Source organism: Mucilaginibacter sediminis, assembly GCF_051903035.1.
GTDB lineage: Bacteria > Bacteroidota > Bacteroidia > Sphingobacteriales > Sphingobacteriaceae > Mucilaginibacter.
Genome location: NZ_CP170602.1, coordinates 3,376,519 through 3,396,461, shown reverse-complemented (window position 1 = coordinate 3,396,461; position 19,943 = coordinate 3,376,519). Strand labels below are relative to the sequence as shown.

14 protein-coding genes are annotated in these 19,943 nt (G+C 44.0%); 6 read left to right on the top strand and 8 right to left on the bottom strand.

Going from position 1 to position 19,943, the window contains the following annotated elements:
• Nucleotides 1-90 precede the first annotated feature (90 nt).
• Nucleotides 91-639, bottom strand: coding sequence for a CAP domain-containing protein (locus ACFGVS_RS13575; protein WP_439699030.1), 549 nt, complete (start codon nt 637-639; stop codon nt 91-93).
• 188 nt (nt 640-827) lie between these two features.
• Here ACFGVS_RS13575 and ACFGVS_RS13570 point away from each other — a divergent pair, with 188 nt between their 5' ends.
• Nucleotides 828-2,015 (top strand): glycosyltransferase WbsX family protein, encoded by a 1,188-nt coding sequence (locus ACFGVS_RS13570; RefSeq protein ID WP_439699029.1) that lies wholly within the window; start codon nt 828-830, stop codon nt 2,013-2,015.
• Nucleotides 2,016-2,250: 235 nt separating this feature from the next.
• Here the strand turns inward: ACFGVS_RS13570 and ACFGVS_RS13565 are convergent, their stop codons facing one another.
• The 3 genes from ACFGVS_RS13565 to ACFGVS_RS13555 form a co-directional block, all read right to left on the bottom strand.
• Entirely contained in the window at nt 2,251-2,979 is a 729-nt protein-coding gene (locus ACFGVS_RS13565; RefSeq protein WP_274211956.1) for an MIP/aquaporin family protein, read from the bottom strand.
• Nucleotides 2,980-3,098: 119 nt separating this feature from the next.
• Nucleotides 3,099-4,595 (bottom strand): glycerol kinase GlpK, encoded by a 1,497-nt coding sequence (gene glpK / locus ACFGVS_RS13560; protein WP_439699028.1) that lies wholly within the window; start codon nt 4,593-4,595, stop codon nt 3,099-3,101.
• A gap of 165 nt (nt 4,596-4,760) precedes the next feature.
• Nucleotides 4,761-6,335: a glycerol-3-phosphate dehydrogenase/oxidase gene (locus ACFGVS_RS13555; RefSeq protein ID WP_439699027.1), complete on the bottom strand. Its 1,575-nt coding sequence runs from the start codon at nt 6,333-6,335 to the stop codon at nt 4,761-4,763.
• 123 nt (nt 6,336-6,458) lie between these two features.
• On the opposite strand from ACFGVS_RS13555, the gene ACFGVS_RS13550 reads away from it, so the two are divergent.
• The 4 genes from ACFGVS_RS13550 (at nt 6,459) to ACFGVS_RS13535 (ending at nt 11,640) form a co-directional block, all read left to right on the top strand.
• Nucleotides 6,459-7,226: a DeoR/GlpR family DNA-binding transcription regulator gene (locus tag ACFGVS_RS13550; RefSeq protein WP_439699026.1), complete on the top strand. Its 768-nt coding sequence runs from the start codon at nt 6,459-6,461 to the stop codon at nt 7,224-7,226.
• A 244-nt stretch (nt 7,227-7,470) separates the two neighbouring features.
• Entirely contained in the window at nt 7,471-8,418 is a 948-nt protein-coding gene (locus ACFGVS_RS13545) for a GLPGLI family protein (protein WP_439699025.1), read from the top strand.
• Entirely contained in the window at nt 8,415-11,087 is a 2,673-nt protein-coding gene (locus ACFGVS_RS13540; RefSeq protein WP_439699024.1) for a hypothetical protein, read from the top strand. The genes ACFGVS_RS13545 and ACFGVS_RS13540 overlap by 4 nt, the downstream gene beginning before the upstream one ends.
• 172 nt (nt 11,088-11,259) lie before the next feature.
• Entirely contained in the window at nt 11,260-11,640 is a 381-nt protein-coding gene (locus tag ACFGVS_RS13535) for a nuclear transport factor 2 family protein (protein WP_143065565.1), read from the top strand.
• Between the two features lie 85 nt (nt 11,641-11,725).
• On the opposite strand, the gene ACFGVS_RS13530 is transcribed toward ACFGVS_RS13535, so the two are convergent.
• From ACFGVS_RS13530 to ACFGVS_RS13515, 4 genes are all read right to left on the bottom strand, one after another.
• Nucleotides 11,726-13,294: a hypothetical protein gene (locus ACFGVS_RS13530; protein WP_439699023.1), complete on the bottom strand. Its 1,569-nt coding sequence runs from the start codon at nt 13,292-13,294 to the stop codon at nt 11,726-11,728.
• Between the two features lie 3 nt (nt 13,295-13,297).
• Entirely contained in the window at nt 13,298-15,142 is a 1,845-nt protein-coding gene (locus ACFGVS_RS13525; RefSeq protein WP_439699022.1) for a glycosyltransferase, read from the bottom strand.
• 110 nt (nt 15,143-15,252) lie between these two features.
• Nucleotides 15,253-17,334 carry a cellulose biosynthesis cyclic di-GMP-binding regulatory protein BcsB gene (locus ACFGVS_RS13520; protein ID WP_439699021.1) on the bottom strand — a complete coding sequence of 694 codons (2,082 nt, stop codon included), beginning with the start codon at nt 17,332-17,334 and terminating at the stop codon, nt 15,253-15,255.
• 14 nt (nt 17,335-17,348) lie between these two features.
• Nucleotides 17,349-18,695, bottom strand: a complete 1,347-nt coding sequence (locus ACFGVS_RS13515) for a sensor histidine kinase (protein ID WP_090653295.1) — start codon at nt 18,693-18,695, stop codon at nt 17,349-17,351.
• Nucleotides 18,696-18,863: 168 nt separating this feature from the next.
• Between ACFGVS_RS13515 and ACFGVS_RS13510 the strand changes: the two genes are divergently transcribed.
• On the top strand, nt 18,864-19,886 hold the full coding sequence (locus ACFGVS_RS13510) for a glycoside hydrolase family 5 protein (protein ID WP_439699020.1): 1,023 nt from the start codon (nt 18,864-18,866) through the stop codon (nt 19,884-19,886).
• The last annotated feature ends 57 nt before the right edge of the window (nt 19,887-19,943 follow it).

The window sequence follows — 19,943 nt, the reverse complement described above, 5'->3', positions numbered from 1 at the left end:
TATCGGTACAACAAATGTTTCATCATTGGCACCCGCATATTTTTACGTCTGCTATTTCATCTGCACATCTGAAATCTGCATATCAAAGAATCAATTCTGTATCAGCTTATACTTTCCGGATTTGATTAGTTTTTGTTGCTCAGCCGAAAACGAGGTACGGCCGCCAAAATCCTGTACCCAGTAGCTTTTATATTCTGCTACGCCAACTTCCTTAAAGTCGGGGTTCATCAGGTTTCGGCAATGGCCTTCGCTTTTGAACCAGCCATCCATTACTTCTGCTATGCTTTGCTGACCCTGTGCAATGTTTTCACCTATGGCAAAGCTTTTAAAACCTTTAAACTTATAGCCAGCCAAAACTATCCTATCCTCCATGCTGCGGCCGTCTTTGCTGGTATGGCTAAAATAACTTCGCTTGGCCATATCTTTTGCATGGCCGGTGGCTGCATTAAACAGTTTATCGTTCCAGGTTAGGGCAGGAGCGGGCGGGAAATACTTATCGCCGCAATTGCAGCCCTTAGTGCGGGTTTGGTTTATCCGGTTTAAAAACTCGCTTTTAAATTCTTCGGTTTGCCCATAGGCCTTGCCACAGATTAACAATATGGCAAACAAATATATAGTGCTTAAAAATGATTTAGTCATAACTTATCAGACAAACTAAAATGGCTGAGGTTTAGTATAATGTAACAGTGTTTTGAAGAAATAAAAAAGACAGTACAGGATAGCGCGTCGAAATCAAAGAACTACTTTTAAAACAACCAGTTATTATAACCATTAAATCTGCCTGGCGGAGGTGTGATATGTTCTCATTTAATTTATACCGGATAATAATGAATAAAACCAAATTGTTGCTTTGTTTAGCGCTTATGCAGGCATGCTTTTTTGTTTTTAAGGCAAATGGCCAAAGCCCTGCTAAACATTATGACGTGGCCGCGTTTTATTGGCCAGCCTACCACCCCGATGCCAGGTTTAAGGATATTGGCGTTTTTCCCGATGGAAAAGGGGAGTGGGAGGCTATTTACAAGGCGAAGCCCAAGTTTGCAGGCCACGAAGTGCCCAAGGTGCCACTTTGGGGTTACGAAGATGAAACAGACCCTGCAGTGATGGGTAAAAAAATAGCTACGGCTGCAAAGTATGGCGTTAACGTAATGATATTTGATTGGTATTGGTACGATAAAAAACCTTTTTTGGAGGATGCCCTGAACAAGGGTTTCCTGAAGGCTAAAAACACCAACGATATGAAGTTTTACCTGATGTGGGCCAACCATGATCATAACTCGTATTTAGATCCATCGAACCCCGATAAAAGCAAGGTGTATTTTTATGGCGGAGTAGACAGGAAAACTTTTGAGGAGATGGTAGCGCATATCATTAACGATTACTTTAAAAAGCCCAACTATTATAAAATAAACGGCCGGCCGGTGTTCAGCATTTACGAACTGTCGACCTTTATCAAAGGCATAGGTGGCTCCGAAAAAGCAAAAGAGGCTATAGATTACTTCCGTAAAAAGACGGTAGACGCTGGTTTCCCCGGTTTGCATTTGCAGGCTACACTTTGGGGTAATATCCCGTCGACGTTAAAAGATGTGCCCGGCGATAAGGTACAAACACAAAATTCGACGCTGGAGTATTTTGGATTTAACAGCATGACCAATTACCAGTGGTGCCATTTTGTAGCGCCAAGCGGCGATTATATTCCCTGGGGCCAAAAAGCCATAGCCAAATGGGCCGAGTGGGATACTACCTTTAAAATTCCGTACTGCCCGCATGTTTCTATAGGCTGGGACAGCAACCCGCGTTTCCCGGTACAAAAGCAAGACCTGGTTGTAAACAACAAGCCCGAATATTTTCAGGTGTATCTTCAAAAAGCTAAAGAATATGTTGACGCGCACCCTAACCAGCCGCCACTAATTACCATAAACGCCTGGAACGAGTGGGCCGAAGGCAGCTACCTTGAACCGGATAAAAAACACGGCTACGGTTACCTGGAGGCTGTTAAAAATGTGTTTTTAAAATGAAAGGTTTTGTGACCGGGCGCTCTTTAAAAAAGCGTTGGAAATGTGCGGTTTTCCTCTCTCGGGCTGTCCTGTGAGCACCTCTTTTAAATAAGAAGCTGTCTAAAAATAAAACAACAGACCGTCGTTGCGAGATACGAAGCAATCCCCGACTATGGAGACCGGACTTGCAAAGCTACCGGGTAAGTAGGGCCGATGCCCGTTGTTAATGTATTACGCCTTTTAATACTGTGAGCATTTACCTTATCCATAAATACAAGCCGGCGGCTATCGCTGCGCCTGCTATAGGTCCAAAAACAGGGATCCAGGCGTAGGGCCAGTCGCTGGTGCCTTTGTTTTTGATGGGGAGTATCATGTGCATAATGCGCGGGCCAAGGTCGCGGCAGGGGTTAATGGCGTAGCCGGTAGTACCTCCCAGCGATAAGCCTATTACCCATACCAGCAATGCCACGGGTATGGCGCCAACGGAGCCGAGGCCTATAGGCGTATTTGTAGGCACAATTTGCGCGCCCGCAATGTAAAATATGGTAAATAACAGTACAAAGGCGCCAATAACTTCGCTGGTAATGTTGGAGATGTAATTGCGTACGGCCGGGCCGGTGCAAAACACGGCCAGTATCGAGGCCGGATCATTGGTGCGTTTAAAATGATCGTAATACATCATCCATACCAGGAACGAGCCTATCATAGCACCTAAAAATTGCGCGGCTATATACAATGGCACCTGCGCCCAGGCAAACTTACCCGCTATGGCCAGCGCTATGGTAACCGCGGGATTAAGGTGAGCGCCGCTGTAGGGCCCCGCAACCACCACCCCAACAAATACGGCCAGGCCCCAGGCCGTGGTAATAACTATCCAGCCGCTGTTATTTCCCTTGGTATCTTTTAATACTACGTTGGCCACAACGCCATCGCCTAAAAGTATGAGTAACATGGTGCCAATCAGTTCGGCAATAAATGGAGACATGGTAATAAAATTTATAGGTTTAAATAATTTTAACGGGTTATAATAAAATATTCCAGATGCATCAGCCTGCCGCTTTGATAATTAATCCCTCTTGCTTCCAGGCTTTCTGCCTTTCGCTTTTAGCCTTTATCGGCCCAACTCTTAGCCGCATGAATGGCCCTTTTCCAGCCTTCAATATCCGCTTTAATATCCTCCGAGTTGCCGGCGGGGATAAATTCTTTTTCGGATTGCCACAGTTGTTGTATTTCGGCCACATCTTTCCAAAAGCCTACTGCCAGGCCGGCAAGGTATGCCGCGCCCAAAGCGGTTGTTTCTACTACGTTTGGCCTTATCACCTTGCAATTCAATACATCGGCCTGGTACTGCATCAGCAAATCGTTGGCAGTAGCGCCGCCATCTACCCGCAATTCTTTAATAGGCATCCCGGCATCGGCCTCCATGGCTTTTAGTACATCCATAGTTTGGTAGGCTATTGATGCCAGGGCCGCACGGGCCAGGTGACCGGCGGTAGTTCCGCGTGTAAGGCCAACTATTGTGCCCCGCGCCTCGGGATCCCAGTAAGGGGCGCCCAGGCCGGCAAAGGCAGGTACAAAAAATACGCCGCCGGTATCCTTAACACTGGTGGCCAGCTCTTCAACATCGGCAGATGTTTTGATGATGCCTAAGCCATCGCGCAGCCACTGTACCACGGCGCCGCCAATAAATATGCTGCCTTCGAAGGCGTACTGTATTTCGCCGTTAATTTTCCAGGCAATGGTGGTAAGCAGGTTGTTTTTTGATTCGATAAACTGGTTGCCAATGTTCATCAGCATAAAACAACCGGTGCCATACGTATTTTTAACCATGGCCTTGTCAATACACATTTGCCCAAACAGCGCGGCATGCTGATCGCCGGCTATACCCGCGATAGGTATTTTACTGGCGAATATGGTGGTGGCTGTTTCGCCATAAACCTCGCTTGATTGCTTTACCTCGGGCAGCATGCTTTTGGGAATATCCAGCAATTGCAGTAATTCATCGTCCCATTGCTGGGTGCGGATGTTGAACAGCATGGTACGGCTGGCGTTGGTTACATCGGTAACGTGCACCTGGCCGCGGGTAAATTTCCATACCAGCCAGCTATCAACCGTGCCAAAGGCCAGTTTACCGGCGTCGGCCAGCGCTCGTGCGCCATCCACATTATCCAGGATCCACTTTATTTTGGAGCCCGAAAAATAGGCATCTATCACCAGCCCGGTTTTAGAGCGGATCATATCACTGTGTCCGTCTTGTTTCAATTTATCGCAGTAAGCCGCGGTGCGCCTGTCCTGCCAAACTATGGCGTTGTAAATGGCTTCGCCGGTTTCGCGGTTCCATACAATGGTGGTTTCGCGCTGGTTGGTGATGCCAATGGCTTTAATATTTTTGCCATTAAGCCCGGCCTTAACTGTAGCCTCGGCAGCAACACCCGCCTGGGTCGACCAGATCTCGTTCGGATCGTGCTCAACCCAGCCCGGTTTTGGGAAATACTGTTTGAATTCTTTTTGCGACAGCGCTATAATTTGCCCCGCATGATCAAATATGATCGCCCTCGAACTGGTTGTCCCCTGGTCGAGGGCCAAAATGTATTGTTCCATTACTAAGTGTTTATAATTGGTTGGTTATTTGAGAGTCAAGAATCAGGAATCAAGAGAAAAAGCTGTTCGTTTATTGCAATACTCCGGGTACCTATTAATAGATTCCTATCCCATCCGATTTTTTTCCTGATTCCTGATTATTGACTCTTAACTCTTGATTCTTTTCTATGCTAATATATAGTTTCCGGCCACCTTATTAAAGGCTTCTGTCTGTTCTTTCTCCCATTGGGCATCTTTATTTAATTCGCCAGCCATTAACCGGGCAACTTCGGGCGCCATGGCTATGGCCAGGCGGGCATTTAAAAATAATACCCGGGTGCGGCGGGCCAGTATATCCTCAACGGTACGCGCCATCTCGTACCTTACCGACCAGATCACCTCGCCTTTGGTGTACTCATCATCCGGGTGCACCGGGTTTTTCCAGTCGTCATCCTCGTTTGCCAGGGCCAGTACCTTTTCTATATCATTCCCGTAAACGTATAGGTGGTTGCTCCTATCCGGGTTCGGCCGGCTGCCATGGATTGCCAAGCCGGCGGTGTGGCAAAGGTTGGCTGGCAATTTGCCCACCTCTATGGCTTTATCAATGGTATCCTCGCCCATTTTTCGATAGGTGGTCCACTTGCCGCCGGTAATGGTGATGAGGTCTGATTTAGAAACTATCAGTTTATGGCTGCGCGAAATTTCTTTTGTTTTGGATGAATCGTCCTGCGGGGCAGCTAATGGTCTTAGTCCGGCAAAAACGCTTAGCACATCCGCACGGGCGGGTACCTTTTTAAGGTACTTAGCCGCAGTGCGCAAAATAAAATCTATTTCGGCATCGAGGGCTACAGGCTCCAGGCTATGTTCGTCAATAGGTGTATCGGTGGTGCCTACCAAAAGCTTGTTATGCCAGGGCACCACAAACAGTACCCGCCCATCCTCGGTTTTGGGGATCATGATGGCATCCTCGCCAGGCATAAACCGCCTGTCGAAAACCAGGTGAACGCCCTGGCTTGGCCTTACTAAAGGTTTTTTATCGGGCACATCCATTTTAAGCACATCATCTACAAAAACCCCGGTAGCGTTAATCACGGTTTTGGCTTTTAGCCTGTAGCTAAGTCCGGTTTCGGTGTCAATGGCTTTAACGCCCGCTATTTTGTGGTTGCCATCTTTTATCAGCCCGGTAACCTTAAAATAATTTAACACGGTGGCGCCCTGTTCCAAAGCGGTTTGTGCCAGGTTTATAGCCAGTCGCGAATCATCAAACTGCCCGTCGTGGTATACAACACCGCCATGCAGGCCCTTCTCATCAATTCCGGGCAGCCTGCTTACGGTTTCTTTTTTCGAGATATGCTTCGCCCGGCCAAAGCCCAGCTTACCGGCCAGCAAATCATATATCGTTAGCCCGATGGTATAAAATACACCATCAAACCAACTGTAATTAGGAATAATAAAACTTTCGTTTTTTACCAGGTGCGGCGCGTTCTTTAACAGTAAGCCCCGTTCGTGCAGTGCCTCTCGCACCAGGCCAATATCGCCCTGCGCCAGGTAACGTACGCCGCCATGTACCAGTTTAGTAGCGCGGCTGGATGTGCCTTTGGCAAAGTCAGCCTGTTCCAGTAGCAGGGTTGATAGTCCTCTCGAGGCTGCATCAACCGCAGCGCCAAGTCCGGTTGCGCCACCGCCAATGATGACGATGTCCCAAATTTTATCCTGATCATGGATGGATTGCAAAATTGAATCCCTGCTGAAAATACTCATTTTTGTTATGTTGTATTTCGATAATGCTTCAAATATACAATATCGAAACATAAAATAACAAATCGAAACTTATTTTTTGTTTCAATTTAGCCCATGTCGGTTTTTTACTTATTTTTGTTTGTTATGAATAAAAATACCGACAGGCATAAAATCATACTCAGGCAACTGGAAGACGGCGGCTTTGTAAACGTACAGGAATTGGGCAAGCAGTTAAATGTTTCAGAAGTGACCATTCGAAAAGACCTGAAACTTTTGGAGGATAAAAAGCTACTATTCCGTACGCATGGCGGGGCTACCAAAAGCAACCCCTACACCAACGACAGGCCCGTTGCCGAAAAGGAAAAGCTGAATGCTGCCGAAAAGCAACAGATAGGCATAGCCGCCGCCGCGCTTATTGGCCATAACGATTCCATTATTATCGCTTCGGGTACTACCATGCTGGCCCTGGCGCGGTCGGTTAATGCGGGGAAGCATTTAACGGTGATCACATCGGCCCTCAATGTGGCTATCGAACTATCGCATCACCCCAATATAGAGGTAATTCAGTTAGGCGGCCAGTTGCGCAGCTCGTCATCATCGGTAACCGGATCATATGCCGAAGTGATGCTGCAGGATATGGCATGCAGCATGCTTTTTTTAGGTGTCGACGGCATCGACCCCGAAATTGGCCTTACCACCACCAATTTAATGGAAGCCCGCCTGAACCAAAAAATGATAGAAGCCGCCCAAACCGTAGTTGTACTGGCCGACAGCACCAAATTTGGCAAACGCGGCTTAGGAAAAATTTGTCCTCTCGACCAGGTCCAGCATATTATTACCGATAGCGGCATAAGCCCGGCCATGCTGAAAGTATTGCAGGAAAAGGGGATAGCCGTTACGGTGGTGAAATAGGTTGGTGAAGAAGATGCAAGAGTCAAGAATCAAGAATTAAGACTTTTTTATGGTTGGAAGATTTAGGGGTAAAGGATACTGCGCCGATCAGTTATCCAACTATCCAACGATGAACCAGTGAACCAATGAACAATGGCCTAATTGTTAAAATTTGTTAATTCTACGAGAGTTTCGTAGTTTAACTATTATGTTAGTTATATTTGATCTGTAATTATTAAAAAACAGATATAACCTTATAACCATCATGAAAAAAACAATATTCTCTTTAGCCTGCCTGCTTGGTTTTGCACTTGGGGCACAGGCGCAAAACCCAGATACCGCCAGGGCTGTTGTGCATTACAAGTTTTCGCACCTGCGCGATACTGCGCATCGCGATAAGCCATATACCGAAAATATGGTACTGTTTGTGGGCGCAACTTCCAGTGCCTACAAAAGTTACGACCGTAAGTTGCAGGAGGCCCTAATGAAAAAGCAGGTTGCCGACCAGATGGCCGAGCAAAAGGGAAGTGGTAGCGTCAATATTAAAATAACCGGCGGCGCACCTACCACACGGAATGAGTTTTACCAGTTTCCGCTGCAACATAAACTGGTACGTAAAGAGCGGCTGATAACCCCGTATATGATTGAAGAGCCTATGCCGGTGATTGACTGGAAGATAAGCGCCGATACGGCCAGTTTTTCAGGGCTTCATTGCCAAAAAGCAACCGGCCATTTCAAGGGCAGGGATTATACTGCCTGGTTTTGCCCGGATCTGCCTTTTCACGCCGGGCCGTGGAAACTGAACGGTTTGCCGGGCTTAATTGTGGAGGCTTATGATACCAATAAAGAGGTGGTTTTTAAGTTTGACGGACTCGACGAGGTAACTAACACGCCAAAACCGGCCGCAGAGGCCCCGGTTCCGGGTGGCGCAACAATTAAACTAATTGGCATGGACGATGACAACGACGATCCCAACGTAATCGCCTTGCCAACCGACGCGGTTAAAACCACCGAAAAGGAATTTAAAAACCTGGAAGCCGCCATGCGGAAAGACCCCAATGCTTTTGCACAGTCGGCCATGGCAGGCTCGGGTGGCGGCATGCGGGTCGGCGGGCCAGGTCAGGGCCCGGGTGGTGGCGACCAGGTAAAAATTCGAATAAATGGCACAGGACCGGTGATTAATAATCCTTTAGAGCTTCCCGAAAAAAAATGAGTGGCCTGCATAAAAGCGCCGGGGTATTCATATTTTGGATGCTCACGGGCATGGTATGCCTTGGCCAAAACATTAAAGGCAAAGTAACTGATAGCCTGGGCAAGCCAATAAGCTACGCCGGCATCAACCTTAAAAACAGCACGGGATTAATTATAGCCTATACCACCAGCGATGCCGGGGGGCTATACAGCCTGGGCATTCCCGCTAATGCCGATAAAAGCGGCCTTACTTTAGAGGCCAGTTGCATAGGCTTTAAAAAGGCGGGGCTACCGGTAAGCAGCTTTATAACACCCTACAACTTTAAGCTTGCAGGCGCGGTGCATCAGCTGCAGGGTGTTACCATAAAAAATAACCGGCCGCGGCTGCGGGTTAGCGGCGATACTACCAGCTACAAGGTGTCGGATTTTAGCAGCCCGCAGGATAGGGTTATTGGCGATGTAATTAAAAAACTGCCGGGCATTGATGTAGCTAAAGATGGCAAAATAAGCTACAACGGCAAGGCCATATCTAACCTGTATATAGGCGGCGATAACCTGCTGGACGATAAATACAACATTGCTACCGGCACCATACCGCATGGGGTGGTTGACCAGGTGCAGGTAATGGAAAACCATCAGCCTGTAAAAATGCTGCGCGATAAGGTGGTAAGCGAGGATGTGGCCCTTAACCTCACCATAAAAAAAGATGCCAAACTACAGCTGATAGGGCAGGAAACAATAGGCGCGGGCCTGCCCAAAAAGTACGATGAAGACCTTAATGCCATGATGTTTAAGGATAAATACAAGGCTATTAATTACCTGCGCGGCAACAACACGGGCTATGATGTGGCCGGCGATTTAGTATCGCATAATTCGGCCGAGCACATGCAACGCCTGGATAATGATCAGCCCGGTACCGTATTGTCCTTAGGCACCGCCGGCGACCCGGATCTGCCACGCAACAGGTATTTGTTTAACCAATCGGGTATAGTTAACCTTAACAACCTGGTTAACCTGAAAAAAGATGTGCAACTGCGGGCCAATATATCATACCTGCGGGATAGCCAACACCAGGATTACAGCCGCCTGAGCGAGGTTTACCTGCCCGGCGATACCATACGTTACACCGAAAAGCAAAACAACAAATGGCGGCCCGATTTAATTCATACCCAGTTTACCCTGAACGTTAACCAAAACAAATATTACCTGAACGATAACCTGGTAACCGATTATAACCACAATACCTCGTACTCAAACCTGGTGAGCAATGGCGTACCCGTAAACCAAACGTTTAAGGATAATTTGTTCAATTTTTCAAACGAGCTTAATTGGATGAAAACCTTCCATTCCGATAAAATTATGGAGGTGTACAGCTACATTAACCGCACATCTGAACCCGAGAGCAGGGTTATTGAGCCAAACCTTAATCCGGATATTTTTAACAATGGTGTTAATTATTCGCTGCTTACTCAAACGGTGAATATCCCTACCTGGTTCAGCAATAATTACCTGGCTTATAAAATACCGGGCCAGCATATAACACAAAGCTATAAGGCAGGATTCAGCAGCCAGTCGCAAACCTTAAATTCGGCGCTATCAGCTACCCAGCAAAACAATACGGTTAACCCGGTTGGCGATAGTACCCGCAATAGCTTAAACTGGAGCCGTAACAAGGCATACGCCGAGGCGGATTTTGACATACCCGGCAAAATCCTGAAGATAGAGGCCAGCCTGCCCCTGAGCTGGCAGCAAACCCATTACAGTGATGATTATTACCAGTTAAGCAACAGCCTTAACCGCTTGTACTTTAACCCGCGGCTGTATGTAAAATATCAAAGCGGCATCGAAAACTATTTTACCCTGAATTATGGCCTGCGCAATAACATTGGCAGCATCCAGGATGTGTACCGTGGCTATATCCTGACCAATTACCGCACGCTGTATGCCAACAGCGCCGACCTTACTGAGCGGCAGAGCCAAAATGCAGGACTGGGTTTTAACTACCGCAAAGCCATTACGCTGTTCTTTTTTAGCCTGAATGTTAATTACAGCCATATTTACGCCAACAATATTGCATCCAGCACATTAACCAATAATCTGCAGCAACGGGTTGTACTGCCCTATGATAATAAAACGGATGCCTGGGCGGTTAGCGGCTACATCAGCAAGTATAATTTTGATTTACAAACCACTTTCAGCGCTGGGGCTTCCTGGCAAACCGCCCGGCTAAACCAGCTGCAAAACGGGCTTGTCTTGCCTTTCAATACCGTAGGCGAAACACTGAACGTGGGTGCCGAAAGCAAACTGAGCAGTAAAGTTAATTTAAGCTATAAGGCCAATTACAGCCAAACCACCAGCAAATCAACAGCGGTTGCTGGCAGCAGCAAATTTCAGCGGCTTATCCAAACCGCCGCTATCGAATATAATCCGCTTAATACCCTGCAGTTTAACCTTGCTGCCGATCATTATTACACCCACCAGCAGCAGGCCAATGATCTTAAATACTTTTTTGCCGATGCAACTATACGCTACAAATTCAGCAAACCCAAAATAGATGTACAGCTAACCGCCCAAAACCTGTTCAACGTAAAAAATTACACCTCGCTGTACTTATCAGCCAATGTGTTTACATCAAGCACATACAGTATCCCTGGCAGAATGGTGCTGGCTAAGGTGATGTTTAATTTGTGATAGGGGGAGTTATCGGTTGATTATTACGATAAATATCCAGCATTGTCTCCCCTTTTTTCTTCTGGTTGTGTTTAATTACACTTAATCCAGAAAAGCTTCACTCCTAATAAAACACGCTGTGCGTATAATTACCCCACAACATCTATATTAGCTGTAACTATATAAATCGCCAATGGAAAATACAGCCCAAACCGTTATGGAACAAGTGGTAAAAAAACAGCTTGATGCCTATAATTCAAAAGATATTGATTTGTTCATGACCTGTTGGGCCGACGATGCCTTGTATTATGAATTTCCGGATACTCTGCTGGCCAGCGGCGCTGCAGCCATCCGCGAAAGGCACCTGGTAAGGTTTCAGGAGCCAAATTTATTCGGTAAGCTGATTAGCCGAACAGTACTCCATAATAAAGTTGTCGACTTTGAGCTGGTATCCCGTACTTTTCCTGATGGGCCGGGCTATATTGATGCGCTTTGTATTTATGAGGTGGCAGGTGATAAAATTACCAAAGCCTGGTTTGTAATGGGCACGCCAATACCGGATACTGCAGCCTGAAATGGATTGCCTTTAAACATAAAAGACCTGCTTTGTGGAGCAGGTCTTAGTTAATATAAGTCAGTCAATAGTTAATAGTTCGGCTTTATTGAATAGAGATGATTTTGTACAGTACCCAGTTGTCGCTTTCGTGCACACGCCTGTAGTTTATACCGCTGTTTACAATGCGTATGGCCGGGATGTACTTATTATTGAGCTGCGTATAGCCGGTAAATGGATTTTTTGCTGTGGCAATCAGAATATAATCATCATAGCGGTAAGGCGTTTCTATAGCACTTAAAAACAAGTCCTGGTAAGGCAGGGTCAGCTTTCTGATGTCGTTTGTAAATGCTGCAACCGGATAAGCTACGGCATCGTCCATGAGCACGTGCGAACTTTTGGGCAGGGTATTGATGTATCCAGCCATGTCCATAATTTCGGCCTGGTCCATATTATGCTTACCGCTGAAGAGCGTGGTGATAAATGCTTTTTCATCATGAATGAATGACCCCTTGAGGAATGCATAGCCCGTATAAAGCTGGGCGAGCACGGCAACCGACACAATTATTTTAAATACCTTTTGATTTTTAACTACCAGCGCTTTAAAAGTAAGGCAAAGCAATGATAGCACCAGGAAAATGAGATAGTACTCGTAGGTAATATATAGTTTATCGTATTTGATATGTAAAAACTCGATAAAAGCGAATGGGCTTAAAATGGTTAAAGCCTGGTAGGTGCTTTCGCGGAAAAGATATATAGCAACCAAAATGAGCGGGCAAAAATAAACAACCCTTACCGATACCAGTACCGAAAGCTCGGGCAACTGGTAATTGGTAGCGGCTGTGGTGATGTCATAATTAAGTTTATCAACCAATACATTCCAGGTTGCGTAAGGGCTTTCAATAAAGTAATTAAGATCGCTGGCGTGGGTTAAATTGAGTAGTTTATAACAAATGATAGATGCTATGGGCAAAATAAACAGGATGATATAAATAGCAAAGGTTTTGCTTACCAGCTTACGGCGCAATGATGGGCTGTTAAAGCTTAAAAACAGCCGGAAGATGGATTCCTTTTCGCCCAGGTTTAAGCTTTGTAAAGTAATGGCCAATACCAGCGGGATAAAGAACAGGCAAAGCCATACAAACTTATAATCGCAAAAAATAAGAGTAACCAGCGCTATACTGGCCAACGACACATGGAAGGTTGTATTTGACCGGTAAAACTTTAACAGGTTAAAAAAGAACAGGAAAAAACTGATAAGCACCAGGTAAATGGCCTTGCCCGACGTGGCCACATACAGCAAACCGGGATGTAAAAAAAACAGGACTATTAAAAGGTAAAAATAAAAGTCGTCATTTGGTATGCGGGTGCGCAGCGTGGATGCAAGGATGTAAAATAAAGCGGCTGTACCCAACGCAGATGCTATTACCGGGGCCAGGAAAGTGCTGATGGAGCTAAATATGATGGAACAATAAAAAGGCAATAGCGGCGATGTAAGCCCCATTACTTTGATGCGGTTGCCAAGACCTTCAAAAATAATTTTGGTTTTTTCGATATAAAAAATACTCTCCTGGTTATAATAGCCCAAATGGTTCATATAAATGCCGACTGCCAGGTAATAAACGGCAAGCACTGCGGTTATTATAAACAGATATTGACTTTTAGAGATCCTCATTTTTTATTTAACAACGTTTGTAGGGTTATTAACTTTGCTTAAACCATGATTGGTTTTTTCCCAATAAAACGGATTGGTTATCAATTGGTATAAGCCCATGTAAGCGGCTGCCGAGTGCATTAACCAGTAAACGGGGTTGGCAAGGGCAAACAATATCAGTTCAAAATAGCGGCGTTTAAATACAGCCATCATGTTTACATATATCATCAGGATGTTGCCTACCATTAAATTAAATATAGCCATAAACAAAACCCAATCAGGAAACAGGGTGCGGATGGTTGAAAAATCAAATATTAGGTAACTGATAAATATGGCCAGCAACAGCGGGTAAACTAAAAACGTGGCCGATGTGGCGCCGATAAAAAAGTTAAAGCCTAAAAAGCCTTTAAAACCAATCTTTCTTATTAATTCGGCGGGATTGCGCATGTGCACCAGGTAAGTTTGCATATAACCTTTTATCCATCTTGATCGCTGCCTTATCCAGTTAAAAGGCTCATTATTGGCCTCTTCGTAAGTGGTTGAATTGATAATGGCTATTTTATAGCCTTTGGCATAGGCGCGCACGCCAAGGTCGGCATCTTCGGTTACGTTAAAGGGATCCCAGGCACCAAGTTCAACAAGGGCATCCATTTTAAAGTGGTTGCTGGTGCCGCCCAATGGGATAGGGATATCAAGGGTATCTAATCCGGGCAGCATATAATCAAACCAATACGAATATTCCAGTGTAAACATGCGGGTAAGGAAGTTCTCGTTACGGTTAAAGTAGTTAAGTGCGCTTTGGATACAAATATAATGATCAGGCAGTTTGCCAAACAGGGTAACTACTTTTTTAAGCTGGTCGGTATCCGGGATATCCTCGGCATCATAAATGGTTAAAAATTTGCCTTTTGAAAAATGCAGGCCGTAATTGCAAGCCTTGGGCTTGGTTTTGGGCATGTGAAAAGGTACCACAATTACTTCAAATACAGCCGGGAAATCAAGGTTTTGAACAGCTTTTAATGTTTTATCATCATCTTCCTCAATCAATAGCTTTATATCCAGCATTTCGCGCGGATAGTCAAGACTTTGCAAGTTCCAAATGAGCTTTTTGATAAGCTTATCCTCTTTGTACACCGGCAATAATACGGTGTATAGCGGCAGGTCGGTATTAACAACATCGCGCACTTCATCCTTTGTTACGGCCTGGTGCAATTCAAACCGCGAGCCAACCAGTGCCAAAAATAATTTGAAGGTGATGGCAACCAGGAAAAACATACTGATAACCACATTGATGGCGATGGATGTATTTTTAAAATTCAAAACCATCCCGGCCGCTATGATACCCAGCAGTATAAACAGGAATGCCAACTGCGGGGTTGTAAAAGTGGTAGAGGCCGAACTTTTAGGATCGCGCCTCATAAGCTCATAAACGGATGCTTTAACATACTTTTCGCCCAATAGTTTGTGACTAAGCCAGGTAATATCCAAATCATAGGCAACAATAATATCGGGTTCCATATCATAAGTAAACCTGACGAAGTCTACAAAAAGCTGGTCGGAGGGATCGGCCATAAGCGTAACCACCCGGTTGTTCTCGATACGCAGGGGTAGGGCAAGGTGGTCATTGGCAAATTTGAGTTCAACTTTTTTTAATACTTCGGTATCAAAAGCTTCCTCCCTTATTTGTTCAAAATGATAACCTGCGTTACTTAATGAGCGTTCATAGTTTTTGCGCGAAATGTAACCGAAGTTTAGCGCTATTTTAATATAGGCCATTCCAGATCTTTCCGCAAAACTTTTAATTTTTACCTGATCGCCTGGTGTTATAAACCCGTCATTAACCAAAAGTTCAGGAATTGAAATACTCATTATATATAATGTAAGATTAGTATCAAGTAGTAAGTATCAAGTAGCTGGTACTGAAGGCAGCTTTTGCAGCTATCTTACTACTTGATACTTACTACTTGATACTTAAAAAGTTAATCGTTAAACAAATCCTGTGACCTTTGAACTCTTGAACGAACGTACAGGAACGATAGCAATATCAATATAAGTATCCCCAGCAAAATGTAAAGGTTATAACTATCCCAGAAACGGGTTAAACCACTTTTAGTATCAATATACTCCAGGTTTTCGCTCGATTTATTGATATTAAACAGGTATTTGTTGGAGTTTACATCAGATATACATACGTTGCTTGACAGGGTTGAAAGCTGCTCGGTGATTGATTTTGACGCGGCCAGAAAAGCTTCGGCTATGTGTGTTCCGGTTGCGGTGAGTACCAGCGTGGCGTTATTGCTGCGGCCATAAAATATTTGCGCAAGCCCATTTGATACGGTATCATTTAAGGAGTATACTACAGTGTTATCGTCGGTTTTATATAGCCTGAAATCCTTGTCGAAGCGGATGGGGGCATCAGGAAATTCTTTCATTAACTTGTCATTTTTGGATAACAACGCAATGATATTATATTTTTTCAGGTCGTTTGACGGAAAATCGGCTGAGTAAGCAAACTCTGGGAAGTTGTTGGCGTTAATGTTGTTGTTTAGTTCATAAATAATTTCGCCCATAGCGCCGGCCGCGTATTTTGCATATTCTTTAGATACGATGATGCGTGTTGTGCCGGTATTAAATGCCTCGGGGTATTGGTAAAAGCTAAGATCGGTGGTTATAAAAGGATTTTTTGATTCCAGGTATGATTTGTCTACATCAACTTCGGCAAAAAAGTTGGTGAAGCTATCCTTGCAATGGCCACTGGTTGGGTAAAACCTGAATTCGGCTTCCAGCGTGTTGTACTTGTGGTGCTGATAACGGTTAATGGTAATGGCTGTATTTAATTTACCGGTACCATCAAGCTTTTCGCTGTTAATAAGCAGGCCGTTAAGGTATATATTAAAGAAACCACGGTCGCCTGCGCTTAAAGCGCTGTAATTGGCCACAAAACGAATCTCCACCTCTTTTGGAGTAAAACTAAAATCGCTGTTTTTAAATGAGTATGCACTTTTTAACGATCCTATACCCGATAAAAAGTCGGCTACACCGCCAATTTGTTTTAATGAAAGTTTTGAACGGTTTTCGTCGATAGTTTTTGAAAAGGTGTTTTGTGCTTTTTCTATCAGCAGGTAATCGCCAAAGGTCGAATTTAAGATATTCATGTTACCCAGGGCGGTAATGGCTTTTTCGTAGCCAGCATCGTCGCCGCCGGTTACAAATAAAATCTCTTTTGGCTGCATTTCCTGCGTTGCGGTTTTTACCGCTGTAAGTACACCTTTAACATCAACCAGGCGGGTATTGGTATCAGTAACCAAACTCATTGATTTATGCAGGTAAAATAAACCCTGGTCATTTTGTGGGGTTACTTTTATCAGTTGGCGTGCATCGGCATTCAACTTGCCAACCAAACCAACTTTAATATAGTTCCGTAAAGTATCGGGCATATGGGCTTCGTCATAAACCATAATGTCTCTGGTTTGTGTCTTTTTTAACCTGGAGTAGGCCCATGCAACCGCTTTAAGATCGGAAAGGGTTGGGTTTGCAGGGTAAACAATGGCCTTTTTTGAATCGAAGCAATTGCTAATGTTTACATTATCAAAAAAACCTTTATTGCTGCGCAATAATGATAGGTATGAATAATTTTTAATTTTCAGCCACATGCCCGGGTTGTCAAGATCGCGGCACTCATCATCGGTGATGGTTAGCAGTGTTTTAATCTGAATTTTAAGGAACTTATCGTTCGATAAATCGGCCCTGGTTAAGGTAAGTACTATTTTTTGGATAGAATCCTTAGTCATCCGGGCGCTATAAGCGGGTTTGTTGTTTATAACGATGTTAATGTACGAATGATCTTTAAGCAGGGCCTGAGAGGGCTCAAAAAACAACACCACTTTGCTTCCGTTCATCTCGGTAAGCGGCGTAATTTTAAAATAAAATGAGTTGGCACCGCTCATGCCGTATATCATATCATCATCGTGGCCCAGCGACTTAAAGGTTATAAGCTGCTGTGCTTTTGACGCTGTACTAATAACAAATACAAAGGCTAAGAGGGAAAAAAATTTATTCATCTGATTGTAAATAATTAACTTATAACGTAAAATTCTACCCGGAAATAATTGCCATTTTCATCGCTGCGGTATGATAAATCGCCGCCCATTTCCTGGGCCATTAATTTGGCTATTGACAGGCCAAGCCCCAAACGGCTTTCGGTTATGCCCGATGTATCGTTTAATGTTTTTAATTTATTAAACATCATATCCAATTCGCTTTGCCCTATGGCAATACCTTCGTCAATAATTTCAAAAACAAAGCGTTGGCGCTGCAGGCTGGTTACAACTTTGATGGTATTATTGGTTTGCGAAAACTTAATGGCATTTGATAAAAGGTTTTGGAATACCTGCCCGGCAAATACTTTATCAAGTTTTACGTTTAAAGGCAGTTTTAATATGTTATCAACCAGGTGGATATTTTTCATTTGAGCGGTATCATACAGGCCCCTGAAAACATGCATTACCTCAACATTAATATCAAAAATCTCGGTGTTGAACTTAATCTCCGGCGATTCGATCTCTTTAACATCCATCAGCTTATTAAGCATATATTGCATTTTATCGGCCGATTCGGCTATGTAGCCCACATATTCTTTCTGATCATTGCTCAAGCGGTAATCCTCTTCTTTGATCATGTTGTTGCTCATGGTGATTGAACCGATCAGGTTTTTTAAATCATGCCCTGCTATATTAATGAAGCTGTTTTTTTGCTCATCCAGTTTGCGCAGTTCTGCATACTGTAAATCAATAAGGTTGTTTTTCTCGTTGATAGATGTATTTTGCTCCTTCAGCTGCTCGTTTGACTTCTCGATAAGTATTGCCGAACGCGCATCGCGCTTCATTATCTTAAAGCGGGTATTAGGCACAATACACGAAATGGCCGATATAATGAAAAAAAGCTGCCCGCCACCGTTTATCACAATATCCAGGTTGTACTCGTGCTGCATGTTAAAAAACACAGCAAGCAACAAAATGGCCAGCAAAAACTGGATGATTGAATGTATAGGCTCCCAAAAAACCTGCAGGTTAAAAAACAGTACAAGTGTAGCAAAAAGCGAATAATATATATTTAAATTGGACACTCCTACTATATTACAAAGCAGTGCCGATGTTACCGATAACAGTAACATACTAACATGTAACAATATGCGATAGTCGTATTTTTTGTATTGAATGTAAGTATATAAAGCATAAATTATAAGGCAGGTAATTATCCTCACAATAAAAAACTGTATCCAGATGTCGGGCGCGTAAATAAAATCGACTATGCTAAAAAGCGGGTAAAGAAATATGATCATCCAAACAATATTGTTGGTTTGGAACCATGCTTTTTTTGAGGTCTCTTTTATTAATTCTTCTTTTGTAATTTGAACAAACATTATTCGTTATCTTGAAATTATGATCAAAAATAAAAGCTTTAAGTTAATCGGTGTAAATGCTTTATTGTGAAAAATAAAATTATGTGTTATACGCGGTTATTATACTGTTTGTTAATATTATTATGTATAGCAACAACATGCCCGATTGCAAAAAGCAGTCCAAAAAATATGAACGCGCGTGCACTGGTCTTTAAACGGGCCGCAACCCTCAACAACGGCATTAGCTTTTCATGGCTCGAGCAAACCTGGAATAAAAATTCATTGAGGCAGGGCGCTATAAACGATACCGATTTTAAACTAATAAAAAGGTTGGGGTTTAGGAGTATCAGGCTCCCGGTAGCTTTTACATATTTTGAATCTGCAGGCGTGCCGGCTGCCGAAATATTGGAATACATTGATAACGTAGTTAAGCAATGTCATAGGTACGGATTTAAATTGGTATTGGATTACCATTATGGCAATTTAAATGATATAAACGGCAATGCCGAAACCGTTAAAATTATCACTTTGTGGACAAAACTGGCCAAAAGGTATAAACATATCGATGCCGGCGAGCTGTTTTTTGAGCTATACAACGAGCCGCCCCACATGAACCCCGATGTGTGGAAAGACGTAGCATATAACGTTGTAACCGCACTGCGAAAAGTTGATAAAACGCGTACATTTATCATAGGTGCCAGTAACTACAACAGTATATATGAGTTAAGCCGCTTTGCGCGGCTTGCCGATGATAACATTATATACACATTTCACTTTTACGAACCTTTCTTTTTTACCCACCAGGGGGCCAGTTGGGTAGGTAACCAGGTTGCCACAACCGGGGTATCATTTCCTTATAGTGCGGAAAATTTTCCAGCCCTTGATCCCAGGGCAAAAGGAACGCCGGGCGAAAGCAACCACGAAATGTATAAACGTGATGGTAACGAACAGTCGGTAAATGATAAGCTGCAAATTGTGAAGGCCTGGGGCGATAAATATGGCGTACCAATAATTTGCGGCGAGTATGGCGTATATAATAAATACGCAGATTTAGACAGCCGCTGCAGGTATATTAAAGCGTTAAGGGCGGCACTAAAAAAGCTGGGTATCCCCGGGATGCTTTGGGACTATAATGATTCGTTCTCGATATTCACGGGCAAGCCCTCGATGGATAATTTGCCTGCGTGTATGAAAGACGCAATAGCTTATTAAGCCTTAAAATGATGTAACTTTATTGTGGTTTAAATGTTACCTTTGAACACTAATAAT